The sequence below is a fragment of the Streptomyces sp. MMG1533 genome (genome assembly GCF_001279775.1).
Taxonomy (GTDB): domain Bacteria; phylum Actinomycetota; class Actinomycetes; order Streptomycetales; family Streptomycetaceae; genus Streptomyces.
Map to the genome: position 1 here is coordinate 107,128 of NZ_LGDG01000001.1, position 21,287 is coordinate 128,414.

A 21,287-nucleotide genomic window follows, 5' to 3' on the forward strand; every position below is an offset into this window, starting at 1 on the left:
GTCGTGGCAACAGCGGTGGCCCTTGCGCGGTGCGTCGGCGCACGCTGGCGGCATCCTGACGAGAGGCTGACTTCCATGGCGCACCACGACCACGACCCGCACGATCACGGCCCGCACGATCACGGTCACGGCCACAGCGACATCGACTGGAACGAGATGGCCTCGCTGCTGGAGAACCAGGCGGAGCTGTTCACCCCCCTGTACGAGCGGGCCCTGGCGTGGCTCGGTCACAAACAGACCGAACCGGGGCTCATCGTCGACGCGGGCAGCGGACCAGGCGTGGTCTCCTGTCTGCTCGCCGATGCCTTCCCCGGCGCCCGCGTCGTCGCCGTCGACAGCTCCGAACCGCTGCTGGAACGGGCCCGGGCCCGGGCCGGCCGACTCGGCGTGGCCGACCGTTTCGACACCCTCGCCGGTGAACTGCCCGGCGTCCTCGACGACTTGGAGTATCCGGCCGACCTGCTGTGGGCCAGCCGGAGCCTGCACCACCTCGGCGACCAGCGCGCCGCCCTCGCCGCCTTCGCGGCCCGGCTCGCACCCGGCGGCACCCTCGCGCTCCTGGAGGGCGGCCTGCCCACCCGGTTCCTGCCCCGTGACATCGGCATCGGGCGGCCCGGGCTGCAGGCACGCCTCGACGCGCTGGAGGAGGAGCGGTTCGCGACGATGCGCGCGGACCTGCCCGATGTCGTCGCCGAGACCGAGGACTGGCCGGCGCTGATGACCGCGGCGGGTCTGAGGCCGACCGGCACGCGCAGCTTCCTCCTCGACCTGCCCGCACCGACCACGGACCGGGCCCGCGCCTACGTCGCCGAGTCCCTGACCCGTCGCCGCGAAGGGCTCGGCGACCACCTCGACGCCTCCGACCGTGCCACCCTCGACCGGCTCGTGGATCCCGAGGACCGGGCGAGCGTGCACCATCGGCCGGATGTGTTCGTGCTGGCAGCCCATACGGTGTACACGGCCGTGCGTTCGGGATGAAGTCGACTGTAGACAATCCTGGCGGCCCCGACCGCGCATTCAACGCCAGCCTCAACGCCACCCCCCACCCCACCCCGGCCCCAACTCCGGCCCCAGCCAAACCCCTTGACTTCGAGAACGCTCCAACTGATGGACTCCCCGGCATCGACACAAACGCAAGCTCCATCGAAGTCCCAGGGGGAACCATGACCGACTCTCCGGTCGCGCTCATCACCGGCGGCGGCAGTGGCATCGGCGCGGCGGTCGCCCGGCGGCTGCTCGACGCCGGCCACCGGGTGGCCGTCACCGGCCGCGGCGAGGAACGGCTGCGCGGCTTCGCCGAGGAACTCGGCCTTCCCGACGGTCTGTTGACGCTCGTCGGCAACGCGGCCGAGTACGACAGTATCCAGTCGGCGGTCGACCGTACGCTCAAGGAATACGGTCGGCTGGATACAGTCGTCGCCAACGCCGGCTTCGCCACCCACGACTCCGTGGCGGACGGCGACCCCGCCGGATGGCCCGAGATGGTGCTGACCAACGTCCTCGGCCCCGCGCTGCTCATCCGTGCGTCGATCGACGCCCTCAAGGAGACCCGCGGCCGGATCGTGCTCGTCGGCAGTGTCGCCGGGTTCGTGCCGACGCCGGGCAACGTCTACGGGGCGACGAAGTGGGCGGTGACCGGTCTCGCCGAGAACACCCGTCGGCAGGTGACGGAGTTCGGCGTGGGCGTGACCCTGATCGCGCCCGGCCGGGTGGAGACCCCGTTCTGGGACAGCTACGGAAGTCTGCCTCCCGGGCATCTGCTCACCGCCGACCAGATCGCCGACTCCATCGTGTGGGCCATGGGGCAACCCGTCGGCGTCGACGTCAACACCGTCGTCGTACGGCCGATCGGGCAGCCCAACTGATGGGATCCGTCCGTCAGTTGTCGAGCAGGAACCGCTTCGTGAGCCGCTGACCCAGGGCCACCGCCGCCTTGTGGTTCTCGATGGGGGACACCTGGGAGTTCTTGAACAGGATGTACGTCACCCCGGAGGCCGTACCGCCCGTCGACGGGTTCGGGTCGATGTCGAGGGCGCGGGCGGTGGCGTACGACGCCTCACCGATGATCTTCGTCGGGCCGGTGTCGCCGACCACGGCGTACCGGACCTGCTTGTCGTGGATCACCGCGACCACGGCGCCGCCCCTGATGCCCGCGCGGGCGGGGTTCCAGATGCCGCTCGCCCCGGGCACGACGACGTACGGCAGCGTGTCGGAGCGCAGTGGCCTGCCGTCGGACTGGTGGAACGCGGTGTCGGCATAAAACCAGGGGTCGGTGCGCTCGTTGCACTTCGCGGTGCGCCGGCCGTCGCAGTCGATGTCCATGTCGGCCTTCCAGAACACGGCGCCCTTCTTGCCGCACACGGGGATCGCGGCCCGGGTGTTCGCGTCGGTGCGGTACCTGCCGTGGGAGACCTGCGTGCAGGACGTCACCTTCGCGAGGAGGTCGGCCGCGCCGACAGAGCCTTCGCCGGCCGACGTCGGGCGCGCGGTGCCGTGGGCGCTCGCGGTGAGCGGGAGCTGCCCGGCGGTCAGCAGGGCGGCCGCGGAGAGCGTGGCGAGGGTCAGTGTCCGGAGGTGCACTGGGAGGGGGCCCTTCCGTAGGGAAATCCGTTAGTAACGTGTCCCTACCATGTGGGTCCGCGGCGGCCCGCCGACACGGCCGCGGCCGTCCCCCGCCCGGGTGGCGTACACGGCCGCGCCCCGGGACCGGCACCACCGAGGTGGTACCGGTCCCGGGGCGCCGGGCCGGGGGTAGATCAGCCGTCGAACGCCGCGGGGTCCGGGCCCAGGCGGCGGTCCTCGTTCAGCGCGCTGATCGCCGCCAGGTCCTCGGCGTCCAGGCTGAAGTCGAAGACCTCGATGTTCTCCTTGATCCGGGACGGCGTCACGGACTTCGGGATCACGACGTTGCCGAGCTCGAGGTGCCAGCGCAGCACGACCTGGGCCGGGGTGCGGTCGTGCTTCTGGGCGATGGCGACGATCGCCGGGACCTCCAGGAGGCCCTTGCCCGAACCGAGCGGCGACCAGGCCTCGGTCGCGATGCCCTGCTCCGCGTGGTACTCGCGGGAGGCGTGCTGCTGCAGGTGCGGGTGCAGCTCGATCTGGTTGACCGCCGGGATGACGGACGTCTCGGCGATCAGCCGCTCGAGGTGCTCGGGAAGGAAGTTGGACACACCGATGGCGCGCGCCCGGCCGTCGGCGAGGAGCTTCTCGAACGCCCGGTAGGTGTCGACGTACTTGTCCGCGGACGGCACGGGCCAGTGGATCAGGTAGAGGTCGACGTACTCCAGGCCGAGCTTGGCCAGCGACGTGTCGAAGGCACGCAGCGTGGAGTCGTATCCCTGGTCGCTGTTCCAGAGCTTGGTGGTGACGAAGACGTCCTCACGGGGGAGTCCGGCGGCCGCGACGGCCTTGCCGGTGCCCTCTTCATTGCCGTAGATCGCCGCTGTGTCGATGCTGCGGTACCCGGCCTCCAGCGCGGTGGTGACCGCCTGCTCCGCCTCGTCGTCCGGCACCTGCCAGACTCCGAAACCCAGCTGGGGCATCTCGACGCCGTTGTTGAGGATGATCGGGGGGACCTTGCTGCTCACGAGCTCTTGATCCTTACGGTTGTCGTCAGGTGGTACTCCCATCGTCAACGATCACAAGCCGTGGTGCATTCCTGACCGGAGAATCGGCCGGTATCAGACGGAATGTGTCGGTGTCGAGCATCATGCGCGGTACAGCGCCTCGACCTCGCTCGCGTAGGCGTTCTCGATCGCCTTGCGCTTGAGCTTGAGCGACGGGGTCAGCAGGCCGTGCTCCTCGGTGAAGGGCTGGGCGAGTATGCGGAAGGTGCGGATCGACTCGGCCTGCGAGACCAGCGTGTTGGCGGCGACCACGGCTCGCCGTACCTCCGTCTCCAGGTCCGCGTCGCGCACCAACTCGGCGGGCGGCATCCGTGGTTTGCCGCGCATCGCCAGCCAGTGCTCGACGGCCTCCTGGTCGAGGGTGACCAAAGCGGCGATGTACGGGCGGTCGTTGCCGACGACGATGCACTGGGCGACCAGCGGATGGTCGCGCACGCGCTCCTCCAGCAGGCCGGGGGAGACGCTCTTGCCGCCGGAGGTGACCAGGATCTCCTTCTTGCGGCCGGTGATGGTGAGGTAGCCGTCCTCGTCGAGGGAGCCGAGGTCGCCGGTGGCGAGCCAGCCGTCGTGCAGGGCCTCGTCGGTGGCCTTGGGGTTGTTGAGGTAGCCCTGGAAGACGTTCTCGCCGCGCAGCCAGATCTCGGCGTCGTCCGCGATGTGCACGGTCATGCCGGGGATGGCCTGCCCGACGGTGCCGTAGCGGGTGCGCTCGGGAGGGTTGGCGGTCGCCGCGGCGGTGGTCTCGGTGAGGCCGTAGCCCTCGTAGATGTGCACGCCCGCGCCCGCCCAGAACAGTCCGAGCCTGCGGTCCATCGCCGAACCGCCCGACATCGCCTGCCGGATGCGGCCGCCCATCGCGGCGCGCACCTTGGAGTAGACGAGCTTGTCGAACACCTGGTGCTGCATGCGCAGCCCCGCCGACGGGCCGGGGCCGATGCCCCAGGCCTTCGCCTCGACCGCGTCCGCGTACTTCACCGCGACCTCGACGGCCTTCTCGAAGGCCCCCGACCTGCCCTCCTTCTCGGCCTTGCGGCGGGACGCGTTGAACACCTTCTCGAAGATGTACGGCACGGCGAGGAAGAACGTCGGCTTGAAGGCGGCCAGGTCGGGCAGCAGGGCGGCCGCGTTCAGCTGCGGCTGGTGGCCGAACTTGACCTTGCCGCGGATCGCGGCGACCTGGACCATCCGTCCGAAGACGTGCGCCAGCGGCAGGAACAGCAGGGTCGCCGCCTCGTCGCCCTTCTTGGAGTGGAACACCGGCTCCCAGCGCTCGATGACCGTGTCCGCCTCGTACATGAAGTTGCCGTGCGAGATGACGCAGCCCTTGGGGCGGCCGGTGGTGCCCGAGGTGTAGATGATCGTCGCGACCGAGTCGGGGGTGACCGCCTGCCGGTGCCGGTGCACCACGTCGTCGTCGAGGTGGGCGCCGGAGTCGTACAACTCCTGTACGGCGCCCGCGTCCAGCTGCCACAGCCGGCGCAGTTGCGGCAGCCGGTCGATGACGGTGGCGATCGTCATCGCGTGGTCCTCGTGCTCCACGATGGCCGCCGTGCACTCGGCGTCGTACAGCATCCAGAAACACTGCTCGGCCGAGGAGGTGGGGTAGACCGGCACCACCTGGGCACCGATCGTCCACAGGGCGAAGTCGAACAGCGTCCACTCGTAGCGGGTGGGGGACATGATCGCGACGCGGTCGCCGAAGCGGATGCCCTGGGCGAGCAGGCCCTTGGCGAGGGCAAGGACCTCGTCGCGGAACTCGGCGGCGGTCACGTCCCGCCACTGCCCGGTCTCGTCCTTGCGGCCGAGCGCGATGAACAGCGGATCCTCCTGGGCATGCTGGAAGACGACGTCGGCCAGGCCGCCCACCGGCGGTGCCAACGCCAACGGAGGGTTGGTGAACTCGCGCAATCCCCGCTCCCCGCCTCTGGTGACGCTCCGCACAGCGCCGTGAAAGCTACCCCACCCGGGGAACGGGCGGGAGGGGGGCCGAAATCGAGCACTGCTCACGTATGCACTGGTCAGTGGCGGAAAATGCGCTCACATGGGGAAGGGTCGGACAGAAAACTGACGGTTGGGTAAGTTTCGGTGCCGCAATCTCCACCGAATCTGTACGACCTGATTACGGCCATCGCGACGGCTGGATGACGTCCGTCGCGATGACCCGATCATGTCCGCCGGGCCGGGCCGGCGGCCTCATCCGTGCTGTGCGGCCCTCTCCTCTGTCAGCGTCGGAGCGGCCGGATCCGTCACACGGGTCCGTGCCGCCCGTGGAGTCCTGACCAGCGCGAGCACCAGCACTCCCGCGAGCACGGCCACCACGCCGGCGACCAGTGCCGCCCGGTCGAGCCCCGCGGCGAAGGCCGCCCGGAGGGTGTGCTCGGAGAAGGCGCCCCCCAGTGCCTCGGCGCCGCCGCCCGCCAGGGCGTGGGCCGCGTCGTGCGGCAGGCTGTCCTGCATCCGGGAGGTCAGGACCGTGCCGCACAGCGCGATACCGATGGCGTATCCGAGCTGCCGGAACGTGTTGACCGCGCCGCCCGCCATGCCCGCCCGCTCCGCCGGCACCGCGGCCAGCGCGGCGCCCGCGATGCCGGGCGACACCAGCCCCGTACCGGCACCCACCAGCATCAGACCCGGAATCAGCGCCGTCGCACCGGAGTCCGCGTCCAGGCCCGCCATGCAGAACTGGCCGGCGCCGATCAGCAGCAGCCCGCCGCCGATGGTGAACCGGACCGGCACCCCGTGCAGCAACCGGCCCCCGACCGCCGCCACCACGAACGAGGCGAGCGACATCCACAGGAACACCAGGCCACCGCGCACCGCGCTCATTCCGAGCATCGTCTGCAGCCAGATGGAGGTGTACGCCAGCACACCGAACGCCGCACCGTTGAAGGCGAGCGCGCCCGCCATGACGCCCGAGAACGCGGGCTTGGTGAACAGCCGTAGATCGAGCAGCGGGTCCGTGCCGCGCCGTTCGACGACGAGGAAGCCCGCCAGCGCCACGACCGCCACCGCGAACCAGGCGAGCGTGCCGCCGGCGGCCCAGCCGTGCGAACCGGCCCGCACCGCCCCGTACGTCACCGCGCCGGCGAAGGCCGCGAAGGTCACCGTGCCCGCCCAGTCGACACGCCGCCCCTGCCGGCCCCGCGACTCGGGAACGACCCGCAGCGTCAGCCAGACCGCCGCCACACTGACCGGCAGGTTCACGAAGAAGATCCACCGCCAGCCCGGCCCGTCGGTGAGCAGCCCGCCGGCCAGCGGCCCGACCGCGGCCGCCGCACCGCTGACCGCGCCCCACACCCCCAGCGCCGTCGACCGCTGCCGCCCCTGGTAGACCGACCCCAGCAGCGGCAGCGTCGTGGCGAACATCGCCGCAGCGCCCACGCCCTGCCGTCCACGCGCGGCGACCAGCATCTCCGGCCCGGTCGCCAGCCCGCACAGCAGTGACGCGCCGGCGAACAGGACCACGCCCATGACGTGCACCCGCCGCCGCCCGAGCACGTCGGCCGCGGCCCCCACCCCGAGCAGCAGCGCCGCCAGCGCCAGCGCGTACCCGTCCATCACCCACTGCAGATCGCTCAGCGACGCGTCCAGCGCCCGTGCCATGTCCGGCAGTGCCACGACCGCGATCGTCACGTCGAGCAACAACATGAACGTCCCCAGGCACACCGCCGTCAGCGGCCCCCATGCACGCATCTCCCCAACTCCCTCTGTGATGTGTGTGCTGCCTCCGTACGATGGGGCGCACACGGCCGATCGCAGCGGTATCGGACCGCCTGGTGCCGGAATCCGACAGAGGTGAGCGGAATGAAGATGGAATCCCACACCTTCGACGAGCTCGATCTGCAGTTGCTGGACGCGCTGGAGGTCGACGGCCGTGCCTCCTTCAGCCGGCTCGGGTCGGTGCTCGGCGTCTCCGACCAGACCGTCGCGCGCCGCTACCGCAGGCTGTACGCCGAGGGCGGCCTGCGAGTGGTCGCCGTCCGGGACGCCGAACGCCTCGGGCAGGACCAGTGGACCCTGCGGCTGCGCTGTGTCCCCGACAGCGCCCTGGCCATCGCGGACGCGCTCGCCAAGCGGCCCGACACCAACTGGATCGGCCTCGCCGCGGGCGGCACCGAGGTGATCGTCAGCACCCGGCCGCGCAGCGCCGGCGATCGTGACGACCTGCTGCCCGGCAAACTCCCGCGCACGCCGCGTGTCATGGAGATCCGCGCCCACCAGACGCTGCACCGCTTCTACGGCGGCCCGAGCGGCTGGCTGCGCAAGTTCGCCGCGCTCACCGAGGACCAGGTCGCCGCGCTCCGGCCCGAACCGGTCTCCACCGAGGGCCCCGCGCGCATCGACCCCCAGGACGAGCCCCTGGTCGCCGCTCTGGAGCAGGACGGTCGGGCCACCTACCCCGAACTCCAGCGCGCCACCGGTCGTTCGGAGTCCGCCGTCAAACGCCGCCTCGCCGCGCTGCTCGCCTGCGGTGCGGTCTACATCGACGTGGAGTACCACTCCGAGACGATCGGCTACCCGCTCGCCGCCGTCCTGTGGATCACCACCACCCCCGCCGCCCTGCACTCCGTCGGCGAGGCCCTCGCCACCCACGACGAGATCGCCCACGCCGCCGCCACCGCCGGCCCCTCCAACCTCATCGCCACCGCCGTGGTCAGGAGTACGGCGCACTTGTACGCCTACCTCAGCGGCCCGCTCGGCCACCTGGACGGGGTCCAGCACGTGGAGGCCTCGCCGTTCCTGCGGCGGGTGAAGCAGCTCACCTACCAGCGGCCGTTGCGCTGACGCCCGTGTCGCCGTCCCGCGCTACCGCCGGTGCAGCCGGTCCCCGCCCGCCAGGATCGCCGTCGCCAGCGCGTCGGCCGCGCCCTGGGCGGCCGTCCGGCGGCGGCCGTGGACCAGGACGAAGTCGACGCGGCCGAGTTCCGGAAGGCCCGACCGGTCGGGGACGCGTACCAGGCCGGGCGGGATCAGGCCCCGGGAGTGGGCCATCACGCCCAGGCCCGCGCGGGCCGCGGCGACCAGCCCGTTGAGGCTGGCGCTGGTGCATGCGACGCGCCACGCCCGCCCCTGCCGCTCCAGCGCCTCCAGGGCGAGCGCCCGGGTGATGCCGGGCGGCGGGTACACGATCAACGGCACCGGCCGGTCCGCGTCGAGGCGCAGGCGTTCCGCGCCGATCCACACCAGTTCGTCGTGCCAGACCAGCTGTCCGCGCGGATCCTCGGGACGTCGCTTCGCCAGCACCAGGTCCAGTTTCCCGGCCGCCAACTGCTCGTGCAGCGTGCCCGACAGCTCGACCGTCAGCTCCAGGTCGACTTCGGGATGGTCGTGCCGGAAGCCCTCCAGGATCTCCGGCAGCCGGGTCAGTACGAAGTCCTCCGACGCGCCGAACCGCAGTCGGCCGCGCACCCGCGTCCCCGTGAAGAACGCCGACGCCTGCTCGTGCACCTCCAGGATCCGGCGGGCGAAGCCGAGCATCGCCTCGCCGTCCTCCGTCAGCTCCACCGAGTGGGTGTCCCGGGTGAACAGCTGCCGTCCGGTGGCGTCCTCCAGCCTTCGTACATGCTGGCTGACGGTGGACTGGCGCAACCCCAGCCGCCGGGCGGCCTGCGTGAAGCTGAGCGTCTGGGCCACCGCGAGGAACGTACGCAGCTGGGAGGGGTCGTACACGAAACCCAGGCTATCGCGGAACGTGATGACAGTGAGTGCGGTATGCCGGATTCCCGATCGCCGGGTGAGGGAGCAGGATGGAGCGGGGACCCGTGACCCCGTACCGCCGACAGCACCGAGTATGTGGAGCACCGTGAAACGCCTGCGATGGCCGAGTTGGATGCCGATCGACCCGTACATCCTGCTGCTGCTCGGGACGGTGGGCCTCGCGGCTCTCCTCCCGGCGCGCGGGACGGCGGCCGACGTGGCCTCCGGAGCCTCCACGGGCGCGATCGCCTTCCTCTTCTTCCTCTACGGCGCCCGCCTGTCCACCCGTGAGGCGCTGGACGGGCTCAAGCACTGGCGACTCCACGTCACCGTCCTGGCCTGCACCTTCCTCGTGTTCCCGCTGCTCGGTCTCGCCGCCCGCGGACTGGTCCCCGTCTTCCTGACCGACCCGCTCTACCAGGGTCTGCTCTTCCTCACGCTCGTCCCGTCGACCATCCAGTCGTCGATCGCCTTCACCTCGATGGCCCGCGGAAACGTTCCCGCCGCGATCTGCGCCGGCTCGTTCTCCTCCCTGGTGGGCATCGTCATCACCCCGCTGCTGGCGGCCGCCCTGCTCGGCAGCAGCGCCGGCGGGTTCTCCGCCGACTCGCTGCTGGAGATCGTGCTCCAGCTGCTGGTGCCGTTCCTCGCCGGGCAACTGCTGCGCCGCTGGATCGGCGGCTTCGTCGCCCGGCACAAGAAGGTCCTCGGTCTGGTCGACCGCGGCTCGATCCTCCTCGTCGTCTACACGGCGTTCAGCGAGGGCATGGTCCAGGGCATCTGGCACCAGGTGAGCCCCGTCCGGCTGGGCGGCCTGATGATCGTCGAGGCCGTGATCCTCGCCGTGATGCTGGCCCTGACCTGGTACGGCAGCAAGGCGCTCCGCTTCAACCGCGAGGACCGGATCGCGATCCAGTTCGCCGGCTCGAAGAAGTCCCTCGCCTCCGGGCTGCCCATGGCGAGCGTCCTGTTCGGCGCACACGCCTCGCTGGCCGTGCTGCCGCTGATGCTCTTCCACCAGATGCAGCTGATGGTGTGCGCGGTGATCGCCAAGCGCCGCTCGCACGACCCTCAGGAGGAGGTCACCGCGTCGACGCCGGCCGCAGGGTCACGAACCGCGGTCGGTACAGGGACACGTTCCGGTTGAGCTGCGCCGCCGCGCCCGTCGCTTCCAGCCAGTTGACGTCGTAGCTCAGCACCAGCCTTCCGTCTTCGCTGAGTTCGGGGTGCACCTGGGGGTTGTAGGCGGCGACCTGGCCCGGCGGCAGCGACGGCGTGAAGTCCTTCGCCGGGCCGTACCAGGGCCCGGTGGGCGAGCAGGCCCAGTACGAGGTCACCGTGGTCAGCCCCCGGGCCCCCGCCGCCATCGTGAACAGCATGTACGTCCCACCCACCCGCACCACCGAGAACGCGCTGCCCACCCCGGAGCGCCGCCCGTCCCCGAGCACGGCCCCCGGTCGGGCGCGCGCCGCCCAGGCGGAGCCGTCCCAGTACTCCCAGGCGGCGGGGTCCCCGAGCCCGCCCTCGGGCACCCGCGCCACGTATGCCTGCGAGGCGGGCCGGGACGCGGCCTGCCCGTCGTCGCCGCCGAACACGTACGTCCACCCGCCCTTCTCGACCAGCGTGGTGCCGAACAGCACCCGCCGGGACGGATCCTGGACGAGCTGCTGGTCGAGCACCTTGACGACCGACTCGACCCGCAGGTCGGGCAGGGACAGCGTGGCGACCTCGGTGGCGGTGGGCACCCCGTAGATCCACGGCGCCGGCCCGGCCGTCCGCACCCACAGCAGCACCCGCAGCACCTGTTCGGAGGAGCCGGGGGAGCGGGGCTCGACGCGGGCCGCGACCGGCCAACGCCACTGGTTCGGGCCCGGGTCGGGGAAGAGCGGCGCGGGCAGCGTGGCCGTGAGTCGCCCGTCGTCCATCAGCACGGCGGAGTTGCGCACCAGGGGCGCCGTCCCGTCCCGCCAGGCGTAGGACTCGCCGACCGGGTTGGGCGGGCCGTGCACCTGGCCGAGGTAGGTGTCGGAGAACAGCCACAGCAGCCGTCCGTCCGGCAGCCGCACCGAGTGCGTGCCGTCGCCGCCGGTCCAGTCGTCGGTGCGGGTGGCGTCGTCGCCGTAGCGGGCGAACTCCGCGGTGAGACGGTCGTTCGTCGACCACGAGCCGACGGTATGCGGTATACAGTCTCCCGGATTCTGTCGATTGTCGTCGTCGGGCAGCGCGCTGAGCAGCACCGCCGCGAGAACCAGGGCCATCAGCAGGCCGACCCCGACTCCCGTCCGCTGGCGTGCTCGTACGTCCTCGGGCACGCTCCGCGACGTTAGCGGTTGTCGCTCACGTGGTCCATGGGGAGCCACAGGACGGTGTTCCCCACAGGTGCGCTCCCGGCCTCGATCTCCTCGTCGGTGAGCGCTCGGTCCCAGACGTGGACGTCGTCGATCGCGCCGGTGAAGAAGGCCCGGCTGTCCATGCGCTGCCCGATGTGCACGCCGAACGGCCCATTGCGGCTGACCGACCCCGCCACATCCGCGGCGCCGATGGCCGTACCGTCGATGAACAGCGTCAGTCGGCCGCCGCCGCGGCGCAGCGCCAGGCGGTGCCACCGGCCGTCGTTGTAGGCGCCGGTGGTGGTGACGGACGCCGTACGCACGGTCCTCGCACCGTCCCGCACGGTGATCCGGCCGCGCACCCGGTTGCCCGCCGGCTCGCCGCGCAGCCAGACCTGCGGCTGGCTGTTGCCGACCCCGCCCATCCACAGCAGCGGCTGCTCCCCGGTCGTGGCGGTGTAGCGGAATCGGAGTGACGCCGTGAACTCCTTTGTGTCCAGGGCCAGTTGCTCACGGTAGGGCAGGCGTACGGCGTCATCGGCGCCGTCGAACTCCAGCGCCCCGCCGGACACACCGTCCGTCACCAGGGGGCCACCGAGCACGGTCGCGTTCCGGGCGCCCGGGGCCAGGTCCGCGGTGGTCGGATCAGGACCGCGGCGCGCTTGCAGCCAGTCCTCGGTGAAGCGGGCGAAGCGGATCTCGTCGCGGGCGTCGACGGCGCCGCCCTCGTACAGCAGGCCCACCGTGTCGTCGTCGACCGGTGCCAGGTCGGAGTAGCCGGACCAGTCCGTGGTGACGACCGTGCCCCGGTCGACACTGTCCCAGGTGGCGCCACCGTCGTACGAGGAGCGGATCATCATGGTCCGGCGGCGGTCGGGGTCGCCGGGGCAGGACAGCAGGAGGCGGTCGCCGAAGGGAAGTGTCGCGCACTGGACCTGGGGTGCGTAGAGGTCCGGGAGGCCGTGGAAGGGGGCGGTGAAGCTGGTGCCACCGTCGAGGCTGACGGCCTGGGCGCGGTGGCCGATGTCGGTGCCGCCCTGTTCGCGGCCGCTGACCAGGACCGCGCCGTCGGTGCGTTCGGTGAGGGTCAGTTCGGACGGCCTCTGCCGGACGGTGCCGTTCTCGGCGCTCGGCCAGGAGTCGGTGGCACCCACCTTCCAGTGCTCGCCGCCGTCGTCGCTGACGATGAGCGCCGCGTGGTTGGTGGTGACCCGAGCGCCGTTCCACGTCTCGGTGTTGACGCCGAAGACCAGTCGGCCGGCGTGCGCGCCGCGGGTGAGCTGGATGCCGTGCACGGGGCCGGTGGCGTACCAGGAGTTCCAGTGTGCGGGCAGGATCTCGGCGCTCAGGTCGCGCGGTGTCGACCAGGTCAGGCCGTCGTCGTCGCTGTACTGCAGATGGGGGGTCCGGTCGCAGGGCGCGGAGCAGCCGCCGCTGTCCGTCCGGCCGGTGTTGTACGTCTCGGCGAGCAGCACGCGGCCGGTGTTCCGGTCCACGATCGGGGCCGGGTTGCCGTGGGTGTCGCCATCGCCCTCGTTGACGACCTGGAGCGGGCCCCAGGTGCGGCCGCCGTCGGTGGAGCGCTTCAGCACGACGTCGATGTCGGCGGCGTCACCGCAGTTGAGGACCCGGCCCTCGGCGAACGCGAGCAGCGTGCCGCCGGCGGTCCGCACGATCGCCGGGATGCGGAAACAGGCGTACCCGGAGTCCTGCGAGGCCTTGAAGAGCACCTGCTGCTCGAACTCCGGTGCGGCGGCGCGTGATTGGGCGTGGACGGGGGTGGGCGACGCGATCAGGGCCGCCGTCGCGATCACCGCTGTCAAAGTGGTGGATCCCGGATGTGCGCGAAGGCGTGCCGGCAGGGGACGACCGGCCCTTTCCTGTCTGAACATCCGAACACCCTAGATCTGACGAAACGTCAGATATGCCAGCCGGGGCGGGTCGCTGCTCCGTACGGGTGGTGACGAGCCGTCGGAGCGAGCGGGGCGCCGATGGGCTGGGCGGTCAGGGGCGCAGCAGTACCTTCCCGAGGTTGCTCCGTGACTCGATCACCTCGTGTGCCTCTGCCGCCTCCTCCAGCGCGAACACCCCGTGCACGGCGGGCTTCAGCGTGCCGTCCGCGAACATCCGCCACAGCTCCTGCCGCCATCGCTCGCACAGCTCGGGCCGGGTGCGGGCGATCCGCGCCATCTGGAACCCGATCACGGACTTGGCGCCCACGAGGAGGTCGTACGCCCGGATCGTCCCGCCGCCCGAGCTGTACGCCACGAGCCGCCCGCCGGGCGTGAGCGCGGCGAGCGCCGGGGCGAGCAGGTCGCCGCCGACCGCGTCGAGGACGTAGTCGACGGGCTCGCCCCAGCCGTCGTCGCCGTAGACCACGACAGCGTCGGCGCCCAGGGACCGTACGAAGTCGGCCTTCGCCGGGTCGGAGACGGCGCCCACGACCCGGGCCGCGCCGCGCGCTCTCGCGAGCTGGACCGCCAGCTGGCCGACGCCGCTCGCCGCGGCCGTGACCAGGGCCGTCTCTCCCGGCTCGGGTTGCGCGGCCGCCAGGGCGCCGAGTGCGACCAGGCCGCTGCGGACCAGCGTGACCGCGTCGACGGCGGAGGCGTAGTCGGGCACGGGGGATGCCATGTCCGAGTTCAGGGGCGCGTAGTCGGCGTAGCCGTGGGTGAAACACAGTCCCGTCACCCGGTCGCCCGTCCGGAAGCGGGTGACGTCGGTCCCTACGGCCACGACCTCTCCGGCGATCTCGCCGCCCAGCGGGACCGGCTCGGCGGCCTCGGTGACCTTGCGGACGACGGGGAGGGTGACGCCGACGGCCTCGCAGCGCACGAGGAGTTCGCCGGGGCCCGGCTCGGGGACGGGGGCCTCTTCGAGGAACAGAGGGCCGCCGGGGGAGTCGTATCGGACGCGACGCATCGACCATGCCTCCAACAAGTCATTCATTGGTGAACCCAACGTTGGGTTCGCCAACGGTATTACGGGAGTCGTGGGGAGGTCCAACGACTTTTTCGCTAGGCTTCGGCCATGGCCGAAGCACCCCTCCCCGCGATCCGATCCCTGCCCAGCTGGCTCCTCGGTCGCGCCGCCGCCCGAGGTCGCGCCCTGGTGGCCGAGGCGCTGGCCGGTGAGGGCATGAAGATGTGGCACCACGTGGTGCTCTCCGCCGTTCGCGACCTCGCCCCCGTCGCCCAGGCCGCCCTCGGCCGCAGTGTCGGCCTCGACCCGAAGGACCTCGTCGGCATCCTCAACGACCTGCAGTCCGCGGGCCTCGTCGTGCGCGAACCGGATCCGAGCGACCGTCGCAAGAACGCGGTCTCCCTCACGGGCGACGGTGAACGCCTTCTGAAACGCTGCGAGAAGGTGGCTCGCAGGGCCAACGACGAGCTTCTCGCCCCGCTCTCGGCGGCCGAACGCGACCAGTTCATGGGCCTGTTGATCCGGATTTCCGGTACGGACGGCTGACGGCGGATAACGTTCCGTCATGACCGCACCACATACCGCCGAATCCGGGCCCGCGCTCGACCCCGCCCGCACCGCCCTCGTGCTCGTCGACCTGATGGACCGGATCGTCGCGCTGTCCCTGGAACCTCGCAAGGGCACCGAAGTCCTCGTCACGGCAGAGGAGTTGGCGTCCCGATTCCGATCGGCCGGCGCGCTCGTCGTCCTCGTCCGCGTCGAACGCCCGGGCGTCCCCGAGCAGCCGCCCGGCAGCGGGTTGGTGGCCGGTCTGCTCCAGGACGGTGACGTCGAGATCGTGAAGCGGACGATCGGCGCGTTCCAGGCCACCGGCCTCGACGAGCGACTGCGCCAACACGGCGTCACCACGCTCGTGTTCGGCGGGATCGCCACCAACCTCGGCGTCGAGTCCACCGCGCGGGCGGCCGGCGACCTCGGTTACGACCTCGTCTTCGTCGAGGACGCCATGGCCGCGTTCACGGCGGCCGAGCACGAGGCGTCCGTACGGCTGGACTTCCCCCGGCTGGGTACCGTGGTGACCGCGGCGCAGGTGCGCTTCACGACGGACTGAGCCCTCAGGCCAGTACCGCTCCGCCGTCCAGGACCGCGGCGGGCTGAGGCGGGGCCCCTGCGGCGCAGGGGGCGCTCCCCGCCGGTCGGGGCCCCGCCGCCGTGTCGCGGGGAGCCGGTCAGCCCTGGGCGGCCGCGGCCCGCAGGGCGATGCGGTCCTCGCCCGCGTACACGTTCATGGAACTGCCCCGCAGGAAACCCACCAGCGTCAGCCCGGCCTCCGCCGCCAGGTCCACCGCCAGCGACGAGGGCGCCGAGACCGCCGCGAGGAGCGGGATGCCCGCCATCACGGCCTTCTGCGCCAGCTCGAAGGAGGCCCGGCCCGAGACGAGGAGGATCGTTCGGGACAGGGGCAGGTCCCCGTTCTGCAGGGCGCGGCCGACCAGTTTGTCGACGGCGTTGTGTCGGCCCACGTCCTCCCGTATGTCGAGCAGTTCGCCGTCCTCGGAGAACAGGGCCGCCGCGTGCAGGCCCCCGGTCCGGTCGAAGACCCGCTGTGCCGAGCGCAGCCGGTCGGGGAGGCTCGCGAGCAGCTCGGGGTCGACTCGGACCGGGGGAGTGTCGGAGATGGGCCAGCGGGCGGTCGTACGGACGGCGTCGAGACTCGCCTTGCCGCACAGGCCGCAGGACGAGGTCGTGTACACGTTCCGCTCGAGCGTGATGTCGGGCATCGTCACGCCCGGCGCGGTCCTGACGTCCACCACGTTGTAGGTGTTCGAGCCGTCTACGGTCGCCCCCGCGCAGTAGACGATATTCAGCAGATCGGATGCGGCAGCCAGTACACCCTCGCTCACCAGAAAACCGGCGGCGAGCGCGAAGTCGTCGCCCGGTGTGCGCATGGTGATCGCGAGCGGTTTGCCGTTCAGCCGGATCTCCAGCGGTTCCTCGGCGACGAGCGTGTCCGGGCGGCTGGAGACCGATCCGTCCCGGATGCGGATCACCTTGCGTCGTTCCGTGACTCGTCCCATGTCCTGATCAGCCCCGGTTCTGTACGTGCTGGTAGCCGAAACGGCCCTTGATGCAGAGGTTGCCGTGGGTCACCGGGTTGTCGTGCGGCGAGGTGACCTTCACGATCTCATTGTCCTGCACGTGGAGCGTGAGGTTGCAGCCCACTCCGCAGTATGCGCACACCGTGGTCGTCTCCGACTGCGCCGACTCGTCCCAGGTACCCGCCGCCCGCATGTCGAACTCCGACTTGAAGGACAGGGCCCCGGTGGGGCACACCTCGATGCAGTTCCCGCAGTACACGCACGCCGAGTCCGTGAGGGGCGCGTCGTGCTCCACCGCGATCCGGGCGCCGAAGCCGCGCCCGGTGACGGAGATGGCGAAGGTGTTCTGCCACTGGTCGCCGCAGGCGTCCACGCACTTGTAGCAGAGGATGCACTTGTCGTAGTCGCGCACATACAGATCGTTGTCGATCTTCGGTTCCTCGCCCAGCCTGGCCGCGTCCGGGCCGAAACGGTCCGGCTTCGCCTCGTACTCCTTGATCCACTGAGCGACTTTCGGAGTCGTCGACATGTCGACCGAGGAGGCGAGCAGTTCGAGGACGATCTTGCGGCTGTGCCGGGCCCGCTCGGTGTCGGTCTTCACCTCCATGCCGGGCTCGGCCTTGCGGGAACAGGCCGGAACCAGGGTGCGGGAGCCCTCGACCTCGACGACACAGACCCGGCAGGCGTTCTTTGGGGTGAGGGTGTCGCCCTCGCAGAGGGTCGGGATGTCCTTCCCGGCCGCCCGGCAGGCGTCGAGGATGGTCGAGCCCTCGGGGACCCTGGCTTCCTCGCCGTCGATGGTGAACTCCAGCAGGCGGCGGGGGATCCCCAGCGGTGTCACGGTCATTCGTACGCCCCCAGGCGGTCGATGGCGGATTCCACGGCGTTCCACGCGGTCTGCCCCAGACCGCAGATGGAGGCGTCCCGCATGGCGCGGCCGACCTCCCTGAGCAGGGCGACGTCATCGGCCGCCGCCGCGCCCGTGCGCTCCACGATCCGGTGCAGGGCCTCCTCCTGGCGGACGGTCCCGACCCGGCACGGCACGCACTGCCCGCACGACTCGTCGCGGAAGAACTCGGCGATGCGCAGGAGGAGTCGGGGGAGCGGAACCGTGTCGTCGAAAGCCATCACGACGCCCGAACCGAGCGTGGTGCCCGCTTCCCGCGTGCCTTCGAAGGTGAGCGGGATGTCTTGTTCGTCGGGCCGTACGAAGCCGCCGGCCGCCCCGCCGAGCAGGACCGCCCGAAGCCCCTCGCGCACGCCGGCCAGTTCCAGCAGTTCGCCCAGTGTCGCGCCGAACGGCAGCTCGTAGATGCCTGGCCGCTCCACGCTGCCCGACACACAGAACAGTTTGGGTCCGGTGGACCTCTGCGTCCCGATCGCCGCGTACGCCGGGGCGCCCATGGTCAGGATCGGCAGCACGTTGACCAGCGTCTCCACGTTGTTCTCGACCGTGGGTTTGCCGAACAGGCCCTTCTCCACGGGGAAGGGCGGCTTCGAGCGCGGCTCGCCCCGGTAGCCCTCGATGGAGTTGAACAGGGCCGTCTCCTCGCCGCAGATGTACGCCCCCGCACCCCGCCGGATCTCGATGTCGAAGGCGTAGCCCTGGCCGAGGACGTCGTCGCCGAGCAGGCCACGGGCGCGCGCCTGGTCGACGGCATATTGCATACGGTGTATTGCCCGCGGATACTCTCCGCGCAGATACAGGTGGCCCTGGTGCGCGCCGGTCGCGTACGCCGCGATGGTCATCGCCTCCACCAGCGCGTACGGGTCGCCCTCCATGATCACGCGGTCCTTGAAGGTGCCCGGCTCGGACTCGTCCGCGTTGCACACCAGGTAGTGCGGATGGTCGGGCTGGGACGCCGTGGCCTGCCACTTGCGGCCGGTGGGGAAGGCGGCGCCGCCACGCCCGACCAGCCCGGAGTCGGTGACTTCGCGGATGACCCCGGCGGGACCGAGGTCGAAGGCCCGGCGCAGGGCGGTGTAGCCGCCGTGCGCACGGTAGTCGTCCAGGCTCGCCGGGTCCGCGACGCCGACGCGGCGCAGCAGGGTCAGCGACGGATCCCCCGCCTGGGGCACCGCCACCGCCGCAGGCGGCTCCTCCGGCACCGAGTCCGGCGCGCTCGCGGCGAGCACGGCGGCTTCGACCGTCGTCGGCGCCGACACCGCCGTACGCACCGGATCCCCCGCCTTGATCGCGAGCGCGGCCGGGGCCCGCTCGCACAGACCCAGGCAAGGGCTGCGCTCGACGGACACACCGCTGCCGAGGCCCAGCCGGGACTCGACCCCGGTGCACAGCTCGGACGCACCGGCGGCCGCGCACGCCAGGTCCGTGCACACGTGCAGCACGGTCGCGGGACGCGGCTTGACCGAGAACATCGCGTAGAAGGTGGCGACCCCGTACGCCTCCGCCGGCGGCACGGTCAGCCTGCGGCACAGGTAGTCGAGGGCGCCCTCGCTGATCCAGCCGACCCGGTCGTTGATCGCGTGCAGCCCCGGCAACAGCAGGTCGCGGCGGTCCCGGGCCGCGCGCCCGCCACGGGCCCACCTCAGGTCCGCGGCCGTCATCTCATCGCGGGCCGCCCCCTCCCACGAGGACTCCGGAGGACCGAGCAGCGTGTCGACCGCCGCCCGCTCCTCGTCCGTCGGCTTGCTGTCACCGAAGTGCAGGTCCACTGCATCACCTCACGTAGGTCACGACCGGAAGCTTCTCGATGCGGATCGCCGACGCCTTGAACTCCGCCGTCCCCGCGATCGGGCAATTCGCCTCGATCGTCAGCTGGTTGGTGTCCACCTCGTCGGGAAAATGCATGGTCATGAAGGCCAGCCCGGGCCTGAGGGCGGTGTCGATCCACACGGGCGCGACCACCGACCCGCGCCGCGAGGCGACCTGCACCTCCTCGCCGACCACGACCCCGTACCGCTCGGCGTCCTCCGGGCACAGCTCGATGAACTCGCCACGCCGCAGCGGGGACGCGAAACTCCCGCTCTGCACACCGGTGTTGTAGGAGTCGAGGCGTCGGCCGGTCGTCAGCCGGATCGGATACTCCTCGTCGGTGAGATCGACCGGCGGATCGTGCTGGACGAGCCCGAAGGGAGCAGGCCTGCCGCGCCTGGAGGGGTCCTTCTCCCACAACCGGCCGTGCAGGTACGTCGGTTCGAGCCGGTCGGGGTCGGGGCAGGGCCACTGGATGCCCTGGTGTTCCTCCAGGCGCTCGTACGTCATCCCGTAGTGGTCCGGCGAGACCGACCTGAGCTCGTTCCAGACCGACTCGGAGTCGGCGTACTTCCAGTCGTGGCCGAGCCGCGCCGCCAGGTCGCAGATGATGTCGATGTCCTCGCGGGCCTCGCCGGGCGGTGTCACAGCCCGGCGTACGCGCTGAACTCGCCGCTCACTGTTGGTGGTTGTCCCCTCGGTCTCCGCCCAGCCGGCCGTGGCGGGCAGGACGACGTCCGCCAACTCGGCCGTCTTCGTCAGGAAGATGTCCTGCACCACGAGGAAGTCGAGGGCCTTCAGGCGCCGTACGGCCTGTTCGCTGTCCGCCTCCGACTGCGCCGGGTTCTCACCGATGCAGTAGACCGCCTTGAGCGTGCCCTCCTCCATCGCCTCGAACATCTCGGTCAGGTTCATCCCGTAGTGCGGCTGGATGACCGTGTCCCAGGCCGACTCGAACTTCAGCCGCGACTCGCGGTCGAGGATGTCCTGGAAGCCGGGCAGCCGGTTGGGGATGGCACCCATGTCGCCGCCGCCCTGCACGTTGTTCTGGCCGCGCAGGGGTTGCAGGCCGGAGCCGTAGCGGCCGACGTGGCCGGTGAGTATCGACAGGTTGATCAACGCCCGCACGTTGTCGGTGCCGTTGTGGTGCTCGGTGATGCCGAGGGTCCAGCACAGCTGGGCGCGTTCGGCGCGGGCGTAGGCGTGCGCCAACTCCCTTATGGCGGCGGCCGGTACGCCCGTCACCTTCTCGGCGAGGGACGGCGTCCATGGTTCGACGAGCTGCTTGTACTCCTCGTAGCCGCTGGTCGCCCGCGCTATGAACGCCTCGTTGGCCAGGCCGGCGTGGATGATCTCGCGGCCGATCGCGTGTGCCATCGGGATGTCGGTGCCGACGTTGAGACCGAGCCAGCTCTCCGCCCACTCGGCGGTGGACGTCCGTCGCGGGTCGACTGCATACAGTCGAGCACCGTTGTGTATGCCCTTGAGTACGTGCTGGAAGAAGATCGGGTGCGCGAAGCGGGCATTGGAACCCCACATCACGATGACGTCGGTGTGCTCGATCTCCTCGTACGACGACGTCCCGCCGCCCGAGCCGAACGCCGCCGACAGGCCGGCGACGCTGGGGGCGTGACACGTCCGGTTGCAGGAGTCGACATTGTTGGTGCCCATGACGACGCGGGCGAACTTCTGCGCCACGTAGTTCATCTCGTTGGTCGCCCGGGCGCAGGAGAACATGCCGAACGCGCCGCGTGCCCGAGCGAGACCGTGGGCGGCACGGTCCAGCGCCTCCTCCCAGCCGGCCTGCCGGAACGGTTCGTCGCGGGAGTCCCGGACCAGTGGACGAGTGAGCCGGGTGTAGGTCTTCGGGGTTCGATCGCGTTTCCTCATGCGG

18 protein-coding genes are annotated in these 21,287 nt (G+C 71.1%); 6 read left to right on the plus strand and 12 right to left on the minus strand.

Annotated features, from left to right (window positions below):
* Positions 1 to 75 precede the first annotated feature (75 nt).
* The gene (locus ADK57_RS00505; RefSeq protein WP_053747272.1) at positions 76 to 978 is read left to right on the plus strand and encodes a class I SAM-dependent methyltransferase; all 903 of its coding nucleotides are present in this window, start codon (positions 76 to 78) and stop codon (positions 976 to 978) included.
* A 185-nt stretch (positions 979 to 1,163) separates the two neighbouring features.
* Positions 1,164 to 1,865 carry an SDR family oxidoreductase gene (locus tag ADK57_RS00510; protein ID WP_053747273.1) on the plus strand — a complete coding sequence of 234 codons (702 nt, stop codon included), beginning with the start codon at positions 1,164 to 1,166 and terminating at the stop codon, positions 1,863 to 1,865.
* Between the two features lie 13 nt (positions 1,866 to 1,878).
* Here the strand turns inward: ADK57_RS00510 and ADK57_RS00515 are convergent, their stop codons facing one another.
* The 4 genes from ADK57_RS00515 to ADK57_RS00530 form a co-directional block, all read right to left on the minus strand.
* On the minus strand, positions 1,879 to 2,580 hold the full coding sequence (locus ADK57_RS00515; protein ID WP_053747274.1) for a glycoside hydrolase family 75 protein: 702 nt from the start codon (positions 2,578 to 2,580) through the stop codon (positions 1,879 to 1,881).
* A 176-nt stretch (positions 2,581 to 2,756) separates the two neighbouring features.
* Positions 2,757 to 3,590, minus strand: coding sequence for an aldo/keto reductase (locus ADK57_RS00520; protein ID WP_053747275.1), 834 nt, complete (start codon positions 3,588 to 3,590; stop codon positions 2,757 to 2,759).
* Positions 3,591 to 3,710: 120 nt separating this feature from the next.
* Complete coding sequence (locus tag ADK57_RS00525) at positions 3,711 to 5,537, minus strand: AMP-dependent synthetase/ligase (protein ID WP_053747276.1); 1,827 nt, start codon at positions 5,535 to 5,537, stop codon at positions 3,711 to 3,713.
* Positions 5,538 to 5,822: 285 nt separating this feature from the next.
* Positions 5,823 to 7,322 (minus strand): MFS transporter, encoded by a 1,500-nt coding sequence (locus ADK57_RS00530; RefSeq protein WP_053747277.1) that lies wholly within the window; start codon positions 7,320 to 7,322, stop codon positions 5,823 to 5,825.
* A 111-nt stretch (positions 7,323 to 7,433) separates the two neighbouring features.
* Here ADK57_RS00530 and ADK57_RS00535 point away from each other — a divergent pair, with 111 nt between their 5' ends.
* Positions 7,434 to 8,414: an Lrp/AsnC family transcriptional regulator gene (locus tag ADK57_RS00535; RefSeq protein ID WP_053747278.1), complete on the plus strand. Its 981-nt coding sequence runs from the start codon at positions 7,434 to 7,436 to the stop codon at positions 8,412 to 8,414.
* Positions 8,415 to 8,435: 21 nt separating this feature from the next.
* On the opposite strand, the gene ADK57_RS00540 is transcribed toward ADK57_RS00535, so the two are convergent.
* Positions 8,436 to 9,299, minus strand: coding sequence for a LysR substrate-binding domain-containing protein (locus ADK57_RS00540; protein WP_053747279.1), 864 nt, complete (start codon positions 9,297 to 9,299; stop codon positions 8,436 to 8,438).
* Between the two features lie 160 nt (positions 9,300 to 9,459).
* On the opposite strand from ADK57_RS00540, the gene ADK57_RS00545 reads away from it, so the two are divergent.
* Positions 9,460 to 10,473: a bile acid:sodium symporter family protein gene (locus tag ADK57_RS00545; protein ID WP_053747280.1), complete on the plus strand. Its 1,014-nt coding sequence runs from the start codon at positions 9,460 to 9,462 to the stop codon at positions 10,471 to 10,473.
* Here ADK57_RS00545 and ADK57_RS00550 read toward each other — a convergent pair.
* From ADK57_RS00550 to ADK57_RS00560, 3 genes are all read right to left on the minus strand, one after another.
* Positions 10,409 to 11,638, minus strand: coding sequence for a DUF4185 domain-containing protein (locus ADK57_RS00550; protein ID WP_053747281.1), 1,230 nt, complete (start codon positions 11,636 to 11,638; stop codon positions 10,409 to 10,411). The two genes, ADK57_RS00545 and ADK57_RS00550, sit on opposite strands and share 65 nt — an antisense overlap.
* Positions 11,639 to 11,649: 11 nt before the next feature.
* Complete coding sequence (locus ADK57_RS00555; RefSeq protein WP_053747440.1) at positions 11,650 to 13,518, minus strand: sialidase family protein; 1,869 nt, start codon at positions 13,516 to 13,518, stop codon at positions 11,650 to 11,652.
* Positions 13,519 to 13,660: 142 nt separating this feature from the next.
* Positions 13,661 to 14,578: a quinone oxidoreductase family protein gene (locus ADK57_RS00560; protein ID WP_053747282.1), complete on the minus strand. Its 918-nt coding sequence runs from the start codon at positions 14,576 to 14,578 to the stop codon at positions 13,661 to 13,663.
* A gap of 108 nt (positions 14,579 to 14,686) precedes the next feature.
* Here ADK57_RS00560 and ADK57_RS00565 point away from each other — a divergent pair, with 108 nt between their 5' ends.
* Positions 14,687 to 15,124, plus strand: a complete 438-nt coding sequence (locus ADK57_RS00565) for a MarR family winged helix-turn-helix transcriptional regulator (RefSeq protein WP_053747283.1) — start codon at positions 14,687 to 14,689, stop codon at positions 15,122 to 15,124.
* A 19-nt stretch (positions 15,125 to 15,143) separates the two neighbouring features.
* Entirely contained in the window at positions 15,144 to 15,689 is a 546-nt protein-coding gene (locus ADK57_RS00570) for an isochorismatase family protein (RefSeq protein ID WP_053747284.1), read from the plus strand.
* Between the two features lie 118 nt (positions 15,690 to 15,807).
* On the opposite strand, the gene fdhD is transcribed toward ADK57_RS00570, so the two are convergent.
* The 4 genes from fdhD to ADK57_RS00590 are packed head-to-tail and all read right to left on the minus strand — an operon-like array spanning position 15,808 to position 21,283.
* A complete protein-coding gene (gene fdhD, locus ADK57_RS00575; RefSeq protein WP_053747285.1) occupies positions 15,808 to 16,656 on the minus strand; it encodes a formate dehydrogenase accessory sulfurtransferase FdhD in 849 nt (282 codons plus the stop codon).
* A 7-nt stretch (positions 16,657 to 16,663) separates the two neighbouring features.
* The gene (locus ADK57_RS00580) at positions 16,664 to 17,524 is read right to left on the minus strand and encodes a 2Fe-2S iron-sulfur cluster-binding protein (RefSeq protein WP_053747286.1); all 861 of its coding nucleotides are present in this window, start codon (positions 17,522 to 17,524) and stop codon (positions 16,664 to 16,666) included.
* The gene (locus tag ADK57_RS00585; protein WP_053747287.1) at positions 17,521 to 19,353 is read right to left on the minus strand and encodes an NAD(P)H-dependent oxidoreductase subunit E; all 1,833 of its coding nucleotides are present in this window, start codon (positions 19,351 to 19,353) and stop codon (positions 17,521 to 17,523) included. Before ADK57_RS00585 ends, ADK57_RS00580 begins: the two co-directional genes overlap by 4 nt.
* Positions 19,354 to 19,357: 4 nt before the next feature.
* Positions 19,358 to 21,283 carry a molybdopterin oxidoreductase family protein gene (locus ADK57_RS00590; protein WP_053747288.1) on the minus strand — a complete coding sequence of 642 codons (1,926 nt, stop codon included), beginning with the start codon at positions 21,281 to 21,283 and terminating at the stop codon, positions 19,358 to 19,360.
* Positions 21,284 to 21,287 lie beyond the last annotated feature (4 nt).